A 17101-nucleotide genomic window follows, 5' to 3' on the forward strand; every position below is an offset into this window, starting at 1 on the left:
GAACGCAGATGAAGATCGCGGTAATCGGCTGTGGTGCAATGGGTTCCATCTATGCCGCCAGACTTGCCGCGGCCGGCAACGACGTGCTGGCCATCGACAGCTACCAGCCCAGCATCGAGCAGATCACCAGGAACGGCCTGCGGGTCACCGGTCCCGGCTACGACCAGACGGTGCCGCTGCGCGCCGCCACCACCGCTCCACCGGAGACGATGGACCTGATCGTGCTCGCCGTCAAGGCCGCCGACGTGAAAGCCGGTGCGCAGCAAGCGCTTCCGATGCTCGGACCGAACACCGCGGTGCTGACGATCCAGAACGGCCTAGGCTCGGCGGAGACCGTCGCCGGCATCGTCGGCGACCAGCGGCTAGCCGTTGGGATCGCCAGCGGTTTCGGCGCATCGCGCGTCGCACCCGGACATGTGCACCACAATGCCATGCGCGCAATGCGTTTCGGCGCCTACTCGTCCTTGCCGTTGGCGACCGTCGAGTCCATCGCACAGGCGTGGACCCAGGCCGGATTCGACGCTGCGGCCGTCGCCGACATCGCGGCCATGCAATGGGAGAAGCTGATCTGCAACGTCGCCTACAGCGCGCCATGTGCGCTGACCGGGATGACGGTGGGGCAGGTGATGGACGATCCCGAGATGGGGTCCGTCAGCCGGGCGGCAGCGACGGAGGCTTGGACCGTCGCGCGGGCGTCGGGAATCGCTGTTGCCGTCGCCGATCCCGTCGCGCATGTACGGGCGTTCGGGGCCGGCATGCCCGACGCGAAGCCGTCGGCGCTGCTCGACCACGAGGCGCATCGGGTCAGCGAGATCGACGTGATCAACGGCGCGGTGCCGCGCCAAGGGGCGCGGGTCGGGGTCGAGGCACCGGTGAACGCGACTCTGACGGCGTTGGTGAAGGCCGTCGAGCGCAAGTGGGATGTAAAAGCACCCTAATTCGCCTGTGGCTCACTGATTTTGCGTCTGGTCGCCATGGCAAAGTACAGCGCGATCACCACCGCCCAGGACAGCAGGCTGAGCCACAGCTGACTACGGGCGCTGTGGTCGAACGCCATTTGCACCAGTACAGCCACGATTCCGGCGGCAGTGAGAATCGACAGCACCGGGAAGAACCACATTCGTACTCGCAGCCTTTCGTCAGATGTCCTGCGGCGCAGGATGATCTGCGACAGCGCGATCAGCAAGTAGACGAACAGGATGATGGCACCGGAGGAGTTGAGCAGAAAGAGAAACACCGTGCCGGGCGAGAGCCACGCCATGAGCACGCACAGGAAGCCCACTACCGACGAGCAGACGATGGCGACGTGCGGCACCCCGCGCCGGCTGATCCTGACCAGCCGGGTCGGCGCCTGGCCCCGGTCCGCGAGCACGAACAGCATGCGCGACGCGGTGTACAAACCCGAGTTCAGGCAGGACAGCACCGCGGTGAGCACCACCGCGTTCATGAGCTGATCGGCGCCGGGAATACCCATGTGCTTGAGGGCGGCAACATACGGAGACGAACCCAGTTCCACCGAATTCCACGGCATAACCACGACGAGCAGAAAGACGGAGCCGACGAAAAAGATCGTGATGCGCGCGACCACGGAGTTGGTGGCCCGGCGCACTGCACGCTCGGGATCGCGGCTTTCGGCGGCGGCGATGGTCACTACCTCGGCGCCGACCATCGAGAAGATCACCACCACGATGGCAGCGAAGACGGCCCACACGCCTTTCGGGAAGAAACCGCCATGCGACACCAGGTTGGCGAAGTCCAGGTGCCGGTGCGGCCACAAACCGAGGGCGAAAGTCGTTGCGAGGCCGAGGAATACCACAATGGTCGCGACTTTGATGCCGGCGAACCAGAATTCGAATTCGCCGAACGACGACACCGAGAACAGGTTCGTCGCGGTCATCAGCAGCATCAGGCACAGCGAGGACAGCCACAGCGGCGCGGGCAACCAGTAGTTGAGCACCTTCCCGCCGGCGACGGCCTCGAAGCCGACCACGATCACCCAGAAGTACCAATACAGCCAGCCGACCGAAAACCCCGCCCAGTCACCGAGGGCCTTCGCCGCGTAATCGGCGAACGAGCCCGTCGACGGGTTGGCCGAGGCCATTTCGCCCAGCATCCGCATCACCAGGATGATCAGCACACCGCAGATCGCGTACGTCAAAAACGCCGCCGGCCCGGTATCGCGGATCACCACGCCGGATCCGACGAACAATCCGGCGCCGATCACACCGCCGATTGCGATCATGTTCAGCTGCCGTTGCGACAACCCTGGGCGCAGCTGCGTAGTGCTACCCATGCCGTCACCTTTCCCGGGCGGCGCCAAACCGCCCAGGGGAAAGCATGGCAGTCCGAACGAGCAGCCGCCATCGCCGAGCCTGCGGTGGTGGCATCGAGCCTGCGGTCACGGAGGGCCGCGGCGCCGAAGGCCCGCCCTCTGCGCAGGCTCGGCGCACCGAGGTCTCAAAGATGCAGATCTTGCTCGCGGATCAGAGCAGTGGCAAGCACACTGATCGCGGCCGTGCCAACCAGATAACCGCACGCCAGCCACGGCGCTCCCCCAACCGCCGCGATCAGCGCCGTCAGGATCATCGGCGTGACACCGGAGGCGTACACCCCCGAGAATTGGTAGACGAACGACAAACCGGTGTAGCGGGTGCCGGTGGGATACAGCGCGGAGTACAGCGTGCCCTGCGCGCCGTAGAACAGCGCGTGCACGACTCCGAAGACGACAATCATCGCCAGCCCGAACCAGACCAGGTTCTTGGTGCCGAACAAGGCGAATGCCGGAAACGCCGCAAGGCCATAGCAGGCGACGCCGACCAGGTACACCCGTCGCGCACCGAAACGGTCGGCCAGCGCCCCCGAAACCGGCAGCAGAACCGCCATCAGCAGTGCTGCGATGGTCACCACGACCAGAACCGAGACCCGGTTCAAACCCAGGGCGCCGGTCGCATAGCTGATGGCGAAAACCCCCCAGGTGTTGAATGCCGAACCCTCCGCCCAGCGAGAAAGCAGTCCCAACAAGGTGTTTCGCCTCGAACGCGGCTCGCGGACGATCTCCCGGAAGGGCACAGTCGACGTTGCCTCCAGCGACCGCAGCTCCCGGAAGGCCGGGGTTTCGTCGACCCGTAACCGCACCAGGATGCCGATCACCACCAGCGCCAGGCTCAGCAGAAACCCGATCCGCCAGCCGTAGGCGAGGAATCGGCTCGGCCCGAGCGCGACTTGCAATATCGCGAAAATGCCGGTGCCCAAAGCCAATCCGAGGGCAAGACCGATCTGCGGTACCGCACCGAAACGGCCGCGCCGGTCGCCGGGGCTGTGCTCGACGGCAAGCAGCACCGCGCCGGCCCATTCGCCGCCCAACGCGAAACCCTGCAGCATGCGCAGCACCAGCAGCAACACCGGAGCCCACGCCCCGATCTGCGCGGCGGTCGGCAGCACCCCGATCAAGGCCGTCGCGCCGCCCATGATCAGCATCGTCAGCGCGAGGCTGCGCTTGCGGCCGATCCGGTCGCCGATATGGCCGAACACCATGCCGCCGATCGGCCGCATGACGAAGCCGACCGCGAACGTCGCGAACGCCAACAGGGTGCCCACCAACGAACTCGCGTTGGGAAAGAACACTTTGTTGAACACCAGACCGGCCGCGGTGGCATACAGAAAGAAGTCGTACCACTCCACGGTGGTGCCCAGCAGGCTGGCGGCGACGACGACGCGCAGCCTGCGGCGCCGCTCCAAGTCGGTTTCGTCGTGCCAGTCGACGGTGGCCCGGGCGTCGGGCAGGGTGGTCGCCATGGCTAGTGCGCCGAAGCGACCGCAAACGGCGTTGCCGCAACCGGTTTCGACGCCGGGCTGGGATTACTCCACAGCCCCTTGCGCGCCAGCAGCGGCAGCACGCCCTCGCCGAACCAGTAGGCCTCTTCCAGGTGCGGATATCCCGACAAGATGAAGTGCCTGATGCCCAACTTCGCGTAGTCGGCCAGTCTTTCGGCGACCTCGGCGTGCGAGCCGACCAGTGCGGTACCCGCGCCACCACGCACCAGTCCCACTCCGGCCCACAGGTTGGGCCCGATCACCAACCGGCTGCTGCTGCCGCCGTGCAACTGCAGCATGCGGCGCTGGCCCTCCGATTCACTGCGCGCCAGGCTGGCTTGCACCCGCTCGACGTCCGCGGGGTCCACGGCAGCCAGCAATCGGTCGGCTTCGGCCCAGGCGTGCTCGGAGGTGTCGCGGGTGATCACGTGGATGCGCAAGCCGAACTGCACGTCCCGACGGGCTTGGCCAGCCAGGCCGCGGATCCAGTCGAGTTTCTCTCCGACGGCCGCGACGGGCTCGCCCCAGGTGAGGTAGACGTCGGAGTACTTCGCCGCGACCGGCCCGGCCGCTTTCGACGACCCGCCGAAGAACACCGGAGGCACCGGGTCGGGCGGGTTGTTCAGCACGGCGTCTTCCACGTGGATGTGGTCGCCGGTGAAGGTCACCGGCTCCCGAGACGTCCACAGTTGGCGCACCACGTGCAAGAACTCCGCGGTCCTGGCGTAGCGCGCCTGCTTGTCCAGGAAGTCGCCGTAGGCCCGTTGCTCGTGCGGCTCACCGCCGGTGACGACGTTGAGCAGCAGCCGCCCGCCGGAGTGTCGTTGGAAGGTCCCGGCCATCTGCGCGGCCAGAGTCGGGCTGAGCAGCCCGGGACGGAACGCGACCAGGAACTTCAGCGTCTCGGTGGCCTCGATCAACGTCGCCGTCGTCAACCAGGCGTCCTCACACCACAATCCGGTTGGTGTGAGCACTGCCTCGAAACCGTTGTCCTCGGCCGCCGAACAGATCTGGCGAAGGTACCGCAGCGTCGCCGGCCGGTCGCCGTGCATCGATGTGCCGTGCCCGCCGGCGACCAGGTTGCGCGAATCGCCGTAGGTGGGCAGAAACCAGTGAAATGCCAAGCTCATTCCCGCATCGTGCGGGATATCGCCGCCAAGCGCGAGGGTTGAAAACTTCCAGATTGAATCCCCGGGCAGCTCCGTCGCGCTGAAAAACCTTGCCGCTGACCCCGTTTCCGGACGCGCAGGCTAGGTCACGTATCCATGACCGCGATATCACAAAGCTCTTCCAATTGCGGCGTGGCAGTAGCGGTGAACCCCACTCGGCGCGGCATTATGACCCTCGTGCCTGCCCTGAACCGTCGTGCGGTGCTGCGGATGGGCGCCGGTGCCAGCGCGGGAGCGGTTGGCGTGTGGGCTTTGGGCGCATTGTTGGATCCGCTCGAGCCACAAGCGGCGCCTGATCCGCTTGCCCCCGCACCCTTCGAGCCCGCGACGGCCGGCAGCAGCACGCAGTCGAACCGGCTCACCGGCTCGTTCGTCTCACAAGCGCGCGGCGGCGTCCAGACCAACTGGATAATCGTCCTGCCCCCCGGCCACGGTGGAGGCAAAGGCCAGCTATCGAAGCTGCGCCCGGTGATCGCCCTGCACGGCAAGGACGGCGACGCCGGCCAAATGCTCGAGGTCGGCGTCGAGGACGCGTTGGCCCAACTGGTGAACGACGGCAAGCCGCCGTTCGCCGTGGTGGGCGTCGACGGCGGAAACACCTACTGGCACAAGAGAACTTCCGGCAGCGACTCCGGCACCATGGTGCTCGAAGAGCTGCTGCCGATGCTGTCCACCATGGGCATGGACACCTCCCGGGTGGCCTTCATGGGCTGGTCCATGGGCGGGTACGGGGCGCTGCTACTGGGTTCGCGGCTGGGACCCACGCGGACTGCGGGGATCTGCGCGATCAGCCCGGCACTGTACACGTCGTACGCCAGCAGCGCACCCGGGGCGTTCGACAGCTACGACGACTGGGCGCAAAACAGCGTGACGGGTCTTCCGGCACTGAACTCGATTCCGCTGCGGGTGGACTGCGGCACCTTCGACCGCTTCTATCCGGCCACTCGCGCGTTCGTCAACCAACTGAAAAAGCCACCCGCGGGCAGTTTCTCCATGGGCGGACACGACGTCGATTACTGGCGCGGACAGTTGCCCGCCGAGCTGACCTGGATGGCGACATAAGGCCAAAGCGATGACGGTCCAGCAGCCAGCAACCACCCGGCGACCCGCACAGCGGAACGTCACGACCCAATACGCACAACTACGGCACCGGTTATCGGCGCGCTGGCCGACAGCGCCCTTTCGAGGGGGTGAACTTCTTGGTGGAGTCGCGCGTCCTAAGAGATGAAAGGTTTGTTGGAGGTTTGAGATGACGCTCTTGCTGGTCTGTATTTCAGCGGCGGCGCCAATCGCCGGGTTGGGCCTGGTCGAACTGCAGGCCCGCCTCGAGCGCTGGGACTACGAGCGCCACGCCAACGACTGAATGCCGTTGTGCCGCCGACTGTTTGAGTTACTACCTGCGCAACTGCGCGTCGATGAGCGGTGCGATCTTGTCCGCCAGGTACTGATGCCCGGCGTCGTTGGGGTGCACGCCGTCGGGACCGATCAGCCCGGGCGTGTCGACGAACCAGCGTTCGAAGATCGGGTCCGCCCACGCCGCCCCCGCGTCGCGGGCCGCGCCGAAGAGCACGTCGCGGATCTGCAGGACGGCCGGGGGCACATCGGCGGTCGGCCACGGCGGCCCGATCACCAGAAACCTGGCCGACGGCGCGAAGCGGCGCGCCAAATCGAATGTGCTGCGGGCCTTTTCGCCCAGCACCCCCGGGTCGACGCCCTGGTCGTTGCGGGAACCGAAGAACACCACCAACGCGTCGCTGGGCTTGACCGCCCGGGCAGTCAGATCCTCGAAAACGCTGCCCTGGTCCCCCGGCACGCCGTAGCCGGCCCTGCCCTCGGCCGCCACGTCGGCCGCTATCCGAACGCCGCGCTGCGACAACATCCGCCAGGCACAGGCGGTCCATGATCGACGGCCGAGTCCGCCTTCGTCGGTGCCGGTGGTATACGAGTCGCCGACCACTGCGACGTGGTTCAACCTGAAATCCAGGCTCAGCGCCTGAAAGGTTCGCACCGGATGCGCGGTGCTCTCGATAACCACGGCGGCCACCACCGTCAGACCCATGACGAAGGCCGTGAGACGGCTCATGACATCATTCGCGCGCACAGCCACCTGTCAACCCGCGCGCGCCGGAACCGGTTCCAGCGCCTCGTTCGTCTCGGCCTCCAGCTGATCCAGCTCGGCACTCTCCGGCTCTTCGGGCTCGACCACCGTCGGCGCATCCGGGTTGTGACCCGCGGGCGTGGACGGGGCGTCGACCATCCTGCGCATCCAGCGGCGGGCGGGCTCCTCGACCACGTGGTACAGCAGGATCGACAGCACGACCGCGATCGCAAGCAGGCCGAAGATGTTCCACCGCCACGGGTTGTCGGTCTGCCATGGCCGCAGCTGGAAGTTCACCACCGCCCAGGTCCAGGAGGTGTGCACCAGCTCATGCACCATGTACAGGCAGAACGAGATCTCCCCGCCGTAGACCATGAAGCGGGTCGACAGCAGCCTCGGCAGGCTGCCGACGCCGATCGCCAGCGTTATCACCAGCGGAACGAACAGCAGGTCGACCACCCCGCCGCTGTCGTAAACCCCGGTTATCGGATGCGCTTGCAGGAAGTAGAGGATCCCGACGATCGCCACGACCAGCAGCAACGACAGGTACCCGGCGATGCGGCGGCCGCGATCGGTGGGCCGTAGCCGGCGCACCGCCGCACAGGCCAGCGCGCCGGCGGCGAACTGCGTCACGATGCGCGGCAACCAGCTCCACGGCGTGTAGAACACCCCGCTGGACAGCAGCAGCAGCACCGGCGGCAGCGATGCCGCGAAAGCCAGCAGCATCAGTCCCCGCGCCCTGGTCGCATGCTGGATCCGGAAAATCACCAGCACCAGCCCGCCGAACAGCAGGTAGGCCAGCCATTCGGCGCTGATCGACCAGGCCGGGCCGTCCCAGCTGGACAGATCGAAGAACGGCTGAAACCACAGCTGGACCAGCAGCACCTGGCGCACGTAGCTGATCGCGGTGAGCCTGCCGATGTCGGGCGAGGGCGTGTGTCCGACGTGCAGCGTGAGGATGAACCAGGCCGCGGCCAGGTGCAACGTGACCAGGTAAACCGGCCATACCCGGGCCAGCCGCAGCCATAGGAAATGCACGGTCCCGCGCCACGACCACCTGCGACCCATGCGGTCGAGATAGTTGTAGGTCAACACGAAGCCGCTGAGGATGAAGAACAGATCCACGCCCTGCGCGCCGCAGTTGAGCACCGGCGCCAGGTTCTCCCGCAGGTCGAGCGACACATCGGACACCATCGGCCGGAAGTGGAACAGCACCACCCAGACCGAGGCGACGATGCGGAGTCCTGTCAGGGCCTTGATCTCGCCCTTGGTGTCTCCGGTGCGCACGCTGTTCTTTCCGTCCGGACTCTGCTCTGCGGTTGGCTTTCTGGTCGGCTGACCGGGCGGGCCCGCCGCTTACAGCGGCCCTACCACGCAGATCGGGGCAGCGCCCATCTGGCAACCGGCAGCCAAAGCAGCCTAACAGCGCAACCGGTGTGAGGCGTGGCGGCACCGCGGCAGCAGCTCGTTTCGGTTCCGCAACAGTCCCAAACGCCACTTCTTTAGCAAAGAGTTAGACCTGACTGTCGGTCTCCTTAGGTTTGGCGAGGAACGTATAGGCAGGTTTGGTCAGCGCTTCGACGACGCCACAGGAATGGGGCTGCACATGACTGCCGTGATCACTCGACGGGAGAACGCCACTTTTGACTGCGGTGGCGCCCAGGTTCGGGCTTACAGTCGTCACCTGGCCACGGTGGTGACCGTCAGCGGCGAAATCGACGTCATCAACGTCGATCAGGTCAAAGCCTCCGTTCGGCGTTTCGTCCTAGAGACCGACCGCGTGGTGCTTGATCTGTCGGAGCTGCACACCTTCGCGCCGGTCGGGATCGGGTTGCTGTGCATGCTCGATGACGAATGGCGCGCGGCTGGGGTGGAGTGGATGTTGGTTGCCAGCCCAGCGGTCATCGAGGCGCTCGGCGCTGAGGCCGGCGCGATGTTCCCGATTACGCGGTCGGTGCACGAGGCGCTGCACAACGCGGCCGAGGTCATCCGCCGGCGTCGTCAGATGGTGCTCTCGCTCATCGGGAAGACGGCCTAGCTAGGGCTTTTTGCCGACGACCGTCGCACGTCCTTCACGGGTGCGGGAATATGGCCTCGATTCGGGGGCCTTCGGTGGACCAGAAGACCTTGTAGGGCGGATGGCCGATGACTGGCAGACGCATGCGAATGCCGTCGGGAGTGGTGATAGCCGTGGAGAGGGACTGGGCTTGGCCGGGAAGCCGAAAGATGAATTCGATGGTGTCCAAGACGCTGTTGTACAAGTCGACGTCGGGGCCATTCTCCAGCGCGTCAAGCTGGATGTCGGCGACTTCCGAATAATCACCCTCAACGCTCACGCTTTGCGCGTCCGCTTCCGACGTACCGTCGGAGACGCCGCGGCACGTGCCAGCAGGTCGCGCAACTCGGGATCAGAGTCGAACTCGTACTGGGCCTCGCTCACCAACCGCGCTGGCTGCAACAGCAGGCTCCCATCAGGGTTCTCGCGCATCACGAAGCGCTGGTTGGGACGCCCGGGCAGCACTGCACGGCTGCGGTCATCGGTTTCCACGAGTGCGAGTTCAGTCACGGCCTCAAGTTATCCCATTTTCCCATAATGGGCAAACGCGTGTTTGGCTACCTACCGGCTGCTGACCCTGCCGCGCCGCAGCGCCGCCACCCCGAGCACGACCAGGATCCCCGCGGCGATCGCCAACACCATCGTCAAGAACAGCAGCTGCGGGTTATAGACCAATGAGGTGGTGACCGGCTGCCCGTCGGTGATCGGTGCCACGCTCACCGTGTACCGCGCATGCACCCAACTCACCGCCGCACCGGCCGCCGCCGCGCAGGCCAGTCCGAGCGCCAACACGGCCCGGGCCGTCACCGAGGTGGCCAAGAATCGTTTTCCTCGTCGATGTCGTCGGTGTCTGCGGTGTCGACGACCTCTGGACCGACCCGCTCCTGAACCAGCGGGGTCAACGCGGCCCGCAGCTGACGATGTCGCTTCGCCCAGGCCTGAGCGGTGCGGCCTTCGGTCAGCTTCAGCCCGATGCCCACCCGTCCCTTCGGTACGCCGACCAGTTCACCGAGGGCCCGCGCGGTCTGCCACTTCGCCAGGTCTTTCCCGGATGCCACGGAGTTCTCGGCCTCCGGGAAGATCCTGACGATCTCGGAGATCAGGATGGTCTCGGTGCCCTGCCGCAGGGCGTCTTGGGTCAGCTCGACGGAGGTGTGGATCCGAGCCGCGAACACCTGCAATCCCACGAACAGCGACACCATCACCAGAAAAATGCCGGGGATCAGCAGGCTGATCCTGGCGTGGCTGGATATCTCCACCAGAATCAGCGACAGCGCGCAGGCGGGGCCGGCCAGCAGCCACCACCAGCTGGCGCCGGGTTCGTAGAACAACGGCTTGTCGTTATCTGTTGCGGGTGTCATCGAAGAAACCCCATCCCGTGATTGTTACTCGCCGGCGGGCCTGTCAGGAAAGCCAACCCGCCGCCTCGGCGGCCCAGTAGGTGAGCACGATGTCCGCCCCGGCGCGCCGGATGCTGGTCAGCGATTCCAGCGCTGCGGCGCGCTCGTCGATCCAATTGTTCGCGGCCGCGGCACAAATCATCGCGTACTCCCCCGAGACCTGATATGCGGCCACCGGCACCGAGGAGATGCCGGCCGCCGCGGCCACAACGTCCAAGTACGCCATAGCCGGCTTGATCATCACGATGTCGGCCCCCTCGTCGAGGTCCAGCTCGATCTCGCGCAACGCCTCGCGGAGGTTGCCCGGCTCCTGCTGATAAGTGCGCCGGTCACCGGACAGGCTGGAGTTCACCGCGTCGCGGAACGGGCCGTAGAACGCCGACGCGAACTTCGCGGCGTACGCCAAGATCACCACGTCGCTGTGGCCGGCGGCATCCAGCCCGTCCCGGATGGCACCCACCTGGCCGTCCATCATCCCGCTCGGGCCGACCACCTGGGCACCCGACTCCGCTTGCGCCACAGCCAATTCCACGTAGCGGGCCACGGTGGCGTCGTTATCGACGCGGCCCGACTCGTCCAGCACGCCGCAGTGCCCGTGATCGGTGAACTCGTCCAGGCAGGTGTCGGCCATCAAGACGGTGGCATCACCGAGGTCCTTGCTGAGGTCACGCAGCGCGACGTTGAGGATGCCGTCGGGATCGGTGCCGGCCGACCCGGTCGCGTCCTTGTCCGCCTCGCGAGGCACACCGAACAACATCAGCCCACCGACGCCCGCGTTGACCGCGTCGGCGGCAGCGCTGCGCAGGGAATCACGGGTATGCTGCAGCACTCCCGGCATCGATGCGATGGGCCGCGGTTCGTCGATGTCCGCGACGAACATCGGCAGCACCAAATGCCTTGGCTCCAAGGAGGTTTGGGCTACCAGGCGACGCATGGCCGGGGTGGAGCGCAGCCGGCGCGGCCGCTGCCTCATTCTCGTCCGTTGACTCTGCGTCGAGGGCGGAGGTTACTCGCACTTTTGCGCCTTGAATGCAAACTCAGCTGCCGAGTCAACGCAAGAGAATTCATCGCCTGCGGCTCTTCTTGCGTGGCGGCGGCAGCGCTCCCTCCGCGCGCAACCGGGCCGCATGCTCGGCCAGCGCGTCGACCAGCGGACCCACCGCGGCGGTTTCGGGCTGGACGTCGACCCGCAGCCCGAACTCGGCGGCGGTCTCAGCGGTCTTGGGACCGATGCAGGCGATGATGGTGCGCGCATGCGGCTTGCCGGCGATGCCGACCAAGTTGCGCACCGTGGAACTCGACGTGAAGCACACCGCATCGAAGCCGCCGGTCTTGATCATTTCGCGGGTGGTCGCCGGCGGCGGCGCTGCCCGCACCGTCCGGTATGCGGTGACGTCCTCGATCTCCCAGCCCCGCTCCCGCAGCCCCTCGGCCAGCGTCTCGGTGGCGATGTCGGCGCGCGGCAGCAACACCCGGTTCACCGGGTCGAAAACGCTGTCATAGGGCGGGAATTCGTCCAGCAGACCGAGCGACGACTGCTCGCCGGCCGGCACCAGCTCCGGACTGATCCCGAACGCACGGACCCGGTCGGCCGTCGACTCGCCGACGCAGGCGATCTTCACCCCGGAGAACGCGCGGGCGTCCAGACCGAACTCGCCGAACTTCTCCCACACCGCGCGCACCGCGTTGGTGGAGGTGAACACCACCCATTGGAAACGGCCGTCGACCAGGCCCTTGACCGCACGCTCCATCTGCGCGGGACTGCGCGGCGGCTCGACGGCGATGGTCGGCACCTCGATGGGCAGCGCGCCGTACGACGTCAGCCGCTCGCTCATCTCGCCGGCCTGGTCCTTGGTGCGAGGCACCAGCACGGTCCAGCCGTACAGGGCTCGGCTCTCCCACCAGTTCAGTTTCGCCCGGCTGGCCACCGTCTTGCCGATGGTCACCACCAGGGGCCCGCTCTGCGGGTCGCCCCCGGCGGTAGCAGACAGTCCGGCGTCAGTGCCGTTCAGCACGGCCGGATCGGTCAGCCCCAGCAAGGTGGTCTCGACCGAACGTTGCTGGCAGGTGGTGCCGTGCGCGGTGACCACGCAGGGCGTCGTCTCGGCCAGCTCGTGCTCGATCAGGGTGCGCGCGGCGTCGGCCAGATGCGACGCGGTGGCCTGCAGGATCAGCGGCCCCGGCGCGGCGGCCAGCGCATCCCAGTCCACTTCCGCGCGCACGTCGGCAACGGTGTGCGACGAGCCCAGCGGGAGCCCCGCGTACGTCGGGACCGCGCTGGTCGCGGCCAGCCCGGGGATGATCTCGATGTGCATGTGGGCGCGCGCGACGGCGTTCACCTCGGCGATGACCGCATCCACCGACAACGGGTCACCCGCCACCAGGCGCACCACGTCGGCACCCGTGCGGGCCTCGGCGGTCAGCGTCTTGGCGACATCGGCCGGATCGCCCAGAGCCGGGCGGATTTCCGGGGCACCGGGCACCGCAAGCGGCGGACTGGTCGCGACTTTGTCTGCGGCGGAAGGCTTTTCGGCATCGCCCGCGGTATTCCCGGCATCGGCCGGCGCCGGCCCGGACACCGGTGGCAAGTCCGTGCCGATCAACGCCAGAACCGGCTCCGGCACGTCGGGGTCGGTGAACACCAGGGCAGCATTTGCCAGCACCGTGGCGGCCCGCGTGGTCAGCAGGCCTGGGTCGCCCGGACCCGAGCCCACGAATGTGATGCGGCCCGGTCTCGGCTTACGCCCTCGCGTCATCATTGTCGCTCCCACGTCATCTTCCTGGTCTTTTCAGGTCTTTTCTAGCGTCTGGTTAACTTCCTGGCGCGGGGTCTTGCCGCGCTCGACCCATCAGCTCCCGCGCGCCCAGTTCGAACAGTTCCGCGGCCACCGAAAGCCCCAGCTCCCGGGCCCGATCGGCACTGCCGATGCCGGACGCGCGGATCACGTCGGATCCGTCCAGCGCCGCTACGCAGCCGCGCAGCGACAGCTCTTCGAAGACGCGGCCCTCGTCATCGATGGACTCCACCACCTCAGCGATTGCGCCCACCGGTGCGGAGCAGCCGGCCTCCAGTTCGGCGAGCAAGGCACGCTCCGCAGTGACCGCCGCGCGCGTGTCGGCGTCGTCCAACTCCGCCAGCACAGCCGCCAGCCGATGATCGCCGGCGCGGCACTCGACCGCGAGCGCGCCTTGCGCCGGTGCTGGCAACATCTGCACCGGTTCCAGCGTCTCGGTGACATCACCGAGGCGGCCCAACCGGGCCAGACCAGCCCGGGCTACCACGATGGCGTCAAGATCACCACTGCTTACCCTGTTCAACCTGGTATCTAGGTTGCCTCTTAGGGGGCGGATTTCCAAACCGAGACCCAATGCTCTAAGCTGTGCGGCCCGCCGCGGCGACGAGGTACCGACCAGCGAACCCACCGGCAACTCCCCCAGCGTCAGCCCGTCGCGGGCCACCAGAGCGTCGCGCGGGTCGTTTCGCGGGGGTATTGCGGCGAGAGTGAACCTGGGGTCCGCGGCGGTTGGCAAATCCTTGTGCGAGTGCACCGCCGCGTCCACCCGGCCCTCTTCGATGGCCTCGCGCAGCGCGGTGGTGAAGACGCCGACGCCGAGATCCGCGATGGGTGCCGACGACCGGTCGCCGGCGGTGCTGATGGTCACCAGCTCCGCGTCATGGCCGTTGGCGATCAAGGCGTCCCTGACGCCGGCGGCCTGGGTGGTGGCCAGCAGGCTGCCCCGGGTGCCGATCCGGATCACGTGCGCCAATCGGCTACTCGGCGGATTTCTGCGCGCTACCCGGCGCCTCGCGCGGGTGCCGGGTAGCGTCCAATCCGCTTGCTACAACTGGTATTTCGCCGGCGGTGCCGACGGCGGCCACGGAGTCGATGGCGGTCTGGTCGAGTTCGAAGAGTTCGCGCAGCGCCTCGGCATAGCTGTCGCCGCCGGGTGCGCTGGCCAGCTGCTTGATCCGCACCGTGGGTGCGTGCAGCAGCTTGTCCACCACGCGGCGCACCGTGCGGGCCACCTCTTCGCGCTCGGCGCTTTCCAGCCCGGGCAGGCGGTTGTCCAGGCGCAGCAACTCCGCCTCGACCACATCGGCGGCGCGCTGGCGCAGTGCCGTGACGGTGGGCGTGACCTCGGCCATCCGCTGCCCGACCAGGTAGGCGGCAACCTCGGCGGCCACGATGTGCCGGGCGGCGTCGACGTCGGCGGACGCGGCGTGGGCCGACGGCTCGCGCTGCACGCGGTCCACGTCGACGACCCAGACGCCGGGCAGTCCGGCCACGGTCGGATCGACGTCGCGCGGCATGCCCAGATCGCATATCACCAGCGGGTGGGCCGCTTCGTCACGGCGCGCGGCGGCCAGCGCGTGGTGCACGTCGGCCAGCGAAACCACCGGGCTCAACGCACCGGTACAGCTGACCACCACGTCGGCGTCGGCGAGCGCGTCCGGCAGCCGGTTGAGCGTCAGCGCCTCGGCCGGCACCCCCGATTCGCGGATCTTGCGAACCAGCCGCTGCGCGCGGGAGTGCGACCGGTTGAGCACCTGGATGCGCCCGATTCCCGCTCGGGTCAGGTGCGCCGCCGACAGCGCACCCATGGCACCGGCGCCGATCACGACGGCGGTCTTGGCGTCCAGCCCGCCCAGCTTGCGCTCGGCCATCCCGAGCGCGACCGACACCACCGAGGCGCCGGCGGCGTCGATGCCGGTCTCGGAGTGCACCCGCTTACCCACCGACAGCGCCCGCTGGGCCAGCTCATGCAGTACCCGGCCGACGGTGTGGTTGGCCTCGGCGGCCGCATAGGCACGGCGCACCTGGCCGAGCACCTGCTGTTCCCCGACCACGGCCGAGTCCAGCCCACTGGACACCGCGAACAGATGCTCGACGGCCGCCTCGCTATAGCGGACGTAGGCGTATTTGGTGAGGTCACCCATCGACATGCCGGAGTGTTCGGACAGCACCTGACCGATCACCGAAAGCCCAGCGTGAAACGCCTCCACTACGGCGTACACCTCGACCCGATTGCACGTCGACAACACCATGGCCTCGGTGACCAGCGGTGACTGCAGCACCCGGTCAACGATCTTGATCTGATCGGATTCGTCGATGCTGAGTTGTTCCAGGACCGAGACCGGCGCACTGCGGTGCGAAACCCCGAAGAGCAGGATGCTCACGGCAGCATCACCTGGCCAGCCCCCTTGCTTAGCAGCGGTAAAACTGCTGTCTACGGTAATGGTTTACGAGCTGGCCTACCAAATATCGGCCGGCGTCCATTCACCGCGCGAGATCCGCACGCAGTCGCGGCTCGTCGATCTCCCAGTAGCTGTGCTCGCGGCCATCCAGCAGGATCACCGGCAGACGGTCGCCGAACTCGGCCCGCAACCCGGGATTGCCCGCCGACGCCGCGGCGTCCACATCGGTGACCGACAGGCCGAAGCCCAGCTCGGTAGCCAGTTCGGCCAGCCGGGCATGCACCCGCTTGCAAATGGCGCAGCCGTTGCGGGTCAACAGCTCGACCTGGCGTTGCGTCACGGCCACCAGTTTGGCAGCCGCGCAGGCCAGATAGGGTTGATACCGATCACCTTGCGGCCACCGGGCGGGAACGCGATTTAGGAGGTTCGGCGATGGCTTCCTCTGACCCGGGCGCTCATCCAGGCAGCCCAGACGGCACTCACGACGTCGATCTGTCGACGCTGGCCGACAACGCGAGCGCCGAGCGTGCGTTGCGCGATCTGCAGACCGCTCCGGAAGAGGATCGTCCGCAGCCACCGGTCGACCTGACCGCCGCCGCCTTCTTCGACGTGGACAACACCCTGGTGCAGGGGTCGTCGCTGGCACACTTCGCCCGGGGGCTGGCCGCTCGCAACTACTTCACCTACCGCGATGTCATCGGCTTCGTCTACGCGCAGGCCAAATACCAAATACTCGGCAAGGAATTCAGCAACGACGCTGCCGCCGGCCGCCGCAAGGCGCTCACCTTCATCGCGGGCCGGTCGGTCGACGAGCTGGTGGCACTCGGCGAGGAGATCTACGACGAGATCATTGCCGACAAGATCTGGCCCGGCACCCGCGAGCTCACCCAGATGCACCTCGACGCCGGCCAACAGGTGTGGTTGATCACCGCCACGCCGTACGAGCTCGCGCTGACCATCGCGCGCCGGCTTGGCCTGACCGGCGCCCTGGGTACCGTCGCCGAGTCGGTCGACGGGGTTTTCACCGGCAGGCTGGTCGGCGAGATTCTGCACGGCACCGGAAAGGCTCACGCGGTGCGGTCGCTGGCGATCCGCGAGGGCCTCAACCTCAAACGTTGTACGGCATACTCCGACAGCTACAACGACGTCCCAATGCTCTCGCTGGTGGGCACCGCGGTCGTGATCAACCCCGACACCCGCCTGCGTAACCTGGCCCGGGAACGGGGGTGGGCGATCCGCGACTTCCGGACCGCCCGCAAGGCCGCCAAGATCGGTGTGCCGTCGGCCCTGGCGCTGGGCGCGGCGGGCGGCGCGCTGGCGGCTTTGGCGTCGCGACGGCAATCACGCTGATAAGCTGCGCCGCTGACC

18 protein-coding genes are annotated in these 17101 nt (G+C 67.3%); 4 read left to right on the top strand and 14 right to left on the bottom strand.

Annotated features, from left to right (window positions below; translation table 11 throughout):
- The first annotated feature begins 8 nt into the window (after nt 1-8).
- Nucleotides 9-938, top strand: coding sequence for a ketopantoate reductase family protein (locus AC5Y2L_RS00940; RefSeq protein ID WP_499939572.1), 930 nt, complete (start codon nt 9-11; stop codon nt 936-938).
- Here the strand turns inward: AC5Y2L_RS00940 and AC5Y2L_RS00945 are convergent.
- The 3 genes from AC5Y2L_RS00945 to AC5Y2L_RS00955 form a co-directional block, all read right to left on the bottom strand.
- Nucleotides 935-2293 (bottom strand): amino acid permease, encoded by a 1359-nt coding sequence (locus AC5Y2L_RS00945; RefSeq protein ID WP_499943437.1) that lies wholly within the window; start codon nt 2291-2293, stop codon nt 935-937. The genes AC5Y2L_RS00940 and AC5Y2L_RS00945 overlap by 4 nt on opposite strands.
- 164 nt (nt 2294-2457) lie before the next feature.
- Nucleotides 2458-3795: an MFS transporter gene (locus tag AC5Y2L_RS00950; protein ID WP_499943439.1), complete on the bottom strand. Its 1338-nt coding sequence runs from the start codon at nt 3793-3795 to the stop codon at nt 2458-2460.
- A 2-nt stretch (nt 3796-3797) separates the two neighbouring features.
- Entirely contained in the window at nt 3798-4943 is a 1146-nt protein-coding gene (locus AC5Y2L_RS00955) for an LLM class flavin-dependent oxidoreductase (protein ID WP_499939578.1), read from the bottom strand.
- Between the two features lie 207 nt (nt 4944-5150).
- On the opposite strand from AC5Y2L_RS00955, the gene AC5Y2L_RS00960 reads away from it, so the two are divergent.
- Nucleotides 5151-6044, top strand: coding sequence for an alpha/beta hydrolase (locus tag AC5Y2L_RS00960; protein WP_499939683.1), 894 nt, complete (start codon nt 5151-5153; stop codon nt 6042-6044).
- A 331-nt stretch (nt 6045-6375) separates the two neighbouring features.
- Here AC5Y2L_RS00960 and AC5Y2L_RS00965 read toward each other — a convergent pair whose 3' ends face one another.
- A complete protein-coding gene (locus AC5Y2L_RS00965) occupies nt 6376-7065 on the bottom strand; it encodes an Rv0518 family GDSL lipase (RefSeq protein WP_499939579.1) in 690 nt (229 codons plus the stop codon).
- Between the two features lie 27 nt (nt 7066-7092).
- Complete coding sequence (locus AC5Y2L_RS00970) at nt 7093-8367, bottom strand: acyltransferase family protein (protein ID WP_499939581.1); 1275 nt, start codon at nt 8365-8367, stop codon at nt 7093-7095.
- Nucleotides 8368-8686: 319 nt separating this feature from the next.
- Here AC5Y2L_RS00970 and AC5Y2L_RS00975 point away from each other — a divergent pair, with 319 nt between their 5' ends.
- Complete coding sequence (locus AC5Y2L_RS00975; protein WP_499939583.1) at nt 8687-9118, top strand: STAS domain-containing protein; 432 nt, start codon at nt 8687-8689, stop codon at nt 9116-9118.
- A 34-nt stretch (nt 9119-9152) separates the two neighbouring features.
- Here AC5Y2L_RS00975 and AC5Y2L_RS00980 read toward each other — a convergent pair whose 3' ends face one another.
- The 9 genes from AC5Y2L_RS00980 to AC5Y2L_RS01020 all read right to left on the bottom strand — a co-directional run bounded on the left by AC5Y2L_RS00980 (nt 9153) and on the right by AC5Y2L_RS01020 (nt 16073).
- Nucleotides 9153-9416 carry a hypothetical protein gene (locus tag AC5Y2L_RS00980; protein WP_499939584.1) on the bottom strand — a complete coding sequence of 88 codons (264 nt, stop codon included), beginning with the start codon at nt 9414-9416 and terminating at the stop codon, nt 9153-9155.
- Entirely contained in the window at nt 9413-9646 is a 234-nt protein-coding gene (locus AC5Y2L_RS00985) for a hypothetical protein (RefSeq protein WP_499939586.1), read from the bottom strand. Before AC5Y2L_RS00985 ends, AC5Y2L_RS00980 begins: the two co-directional genes overlap by 4 nt.
- Nucleotides 9647-9697: 51 nt before the next feature.
- Nucleotides 9698-9955 carry a hypothetical protein gene (locus AC5Y2L_RS00990; protein WP_499939588.1) on the bottom strand — a complete coding sequence of 86 codons (258 nt, stop codon included), beginning with the start codon at nt 9953-9955 and terminating at the stop codon, nt 9698-9700.
- On the bottom strand, nt 9940-10497 hold the full coding sequence (mce1N, locus tag AC5Y2L_RS00995) for a transport-regulating membrane protein Mce1N (protein WP_499939590.1): 558 nt from the start codon (nt 10495-10497) through the stop codon (nt 9940-9942). The genes AC5Y2L_RS00990 and mce1N overlap by 16 nt, the downstream gene beginning before the upstream one ends.
- A gap of 43 nt (nt 10498-10540) precedes the next feature.
- Nucleotides 10541-11509, bottom strand: coding sequence for a porphobilinogen synthase (gene hemB, locus AC5Y2L_RS01000; RefSeq protein WP_499939592.1), 969 nt, complete (start codon nt 11507-11509; stop codon nt 10541-10543).
- Nucleotides 11510-11600: 91 nt separating this feature from the next.
- Nucleotides 11601-13292 carry a bifunctional uroporphyrinogen-III C-methyltransferase/uroporphyrinogen-III synthase gene (locus AC5Y2L_RS01005; protein WP_499939685.1) on the bottom strand — a complete coding sequence of 564 codons (1692 nt, stop codon included), beginning with the start codon at nt 13290-13292 and terminating at the stop codon, nt 11601-11603.
- 55 nt (nt 13293-13347) lie between these two features.
- Nucleotides 13348-14295: a hydroxymethylbilane synthase gene (gene hemC / locus AC5Y2L_RS01010; RefSeq protein ID WP_499939687.1), complete on the bottom strand. Its 948-nt coding sequence runs from the start codon at nt 14293-14295 to the stop codon at nt 13348-13350.
- Between the two features lie 13 nt (nt 14296-14308).
- A complete protein-coding gene (locus AC5Y2L_RS01015; protein WP_499939594.1) occupies nt 14309-15715 on the bottom strand; it encodes a glutamyl-tRNA reductase in 1407 nt (468 codons plus the stop codon).
- Between the two features lie 100 nt (nt 15716-15815).
- Nucleotides 15816-16073, bottom strand: coding sequence for a glutaredoxin family protein (locus tag AC5Y2L_RS01020; RefSeq protein ID WP_499939596.1), 258 nt, complete (start codon nt 16071-16073; stop codon nt 15816-15818).
- 92 nt (nt 16074-16165) lie between these two features.
- Between AC5Y2L_RS01020 and AC5Y2L_RS01025 the strand changes: the two genes are divergently transcribed.
- A complete protein-coding gene (locus AC5Y2L_RS01025) occupies nt 16166-17083 on the top strand; it encodes an HAD family hydrolase (RefSeq protein WP_499939597.1) in 918 nt (305 codons plus the stop codon).
- Nucleotides 17084-17101 lie beyond the last annotated feature (18 nt).

This window comes from Mycobacterium sp. NGS66 (assembly GCF_059812225.1).

Excerpts from the sequence above, each read along its gene's own strand:
- AC5Y2L_RS00940 (WP_499939572.1), top strand. The coding sequence starts at position 9 with ATGAAGATCGCGGTAATCGGCTGTGGTGCAATGGGTTCCATCTATGCC.
- AC5Y2L_RS00945 (WP_499943437.1), bottom strand. The coding sequence starts at position 2,293 with ATGGGTAGCACTACGCAGCTGCGCCCAGGGTTGTCGCAACGGCAGCTG.
- AC5Y2L_RS00950 (WP_499943439.1), bottom strand. The coding sequence starts at position 3,795 with ATGGCGACCACCCTGCCCGACGCCCGGGCCACCGTCGACTGGCACGAC.
- AC5Y2L_RS00955 (WP_499939578.1), bottom strand. The coding sequence starts at position 4,943 with ATGAGCTTGGCATTTCACTGGTTTCTGCCCACCTACGGCGATTCGCGC.
- AC5Y2L_RS00960 (WP_499939683.1), top strand. The coding sequence starts at position 5,151 with ATGACCCTCGTGCCTGCCCTGAACCGTCGTGCGGTGCTGCGGATGGGC.
- AC5Y2L_RS00965 (WP_499939579.1), bottom strand. The coding sequence starts at position 7,065 with ATGAGCCGTCTCACGGCCTTCGTCATGGGTCTGACGGTGGTGGCCGCC.
- AC5Y2L_RS00975 (WP_499939583.1), top strand. The coding sequence starts at position 8,687 with ATGACTGCCGTGATCACTCGACGGGAGAACGCCACTTTTGACTGCGGT.
- mce1N (WP_499939590.1), bottom strand. The coding sequence starts at position 10,497 with ATGACACCCGCAACAGATAACGACAAGCCGTTGTTCTACGAACCCGGC.
- hemB (WP_499939592.1), bottom strand. The coding sequence starts at position 11,509 with ATGAGGCAGCGGCCGCGCCGGCTGCGCTCCACCCCGGCCATGCGTCGC.
- AC5Y2L_RS01005 (WP_499939685.1), bottom strand. The coding sequence starts at position 13,292 with ATGACGCGAGGGCGTAAGCCGAGACCGGGCCGCATCACATTCGTGGGC.
- AC5Y2L_RS01025 (WP_499939597.1), top strand. The coding sequence starts at position 16,166 with ATGGCTTCCTCTGACCCGGGCGCTCATCCAGGCAGCCCAGACGGCACT.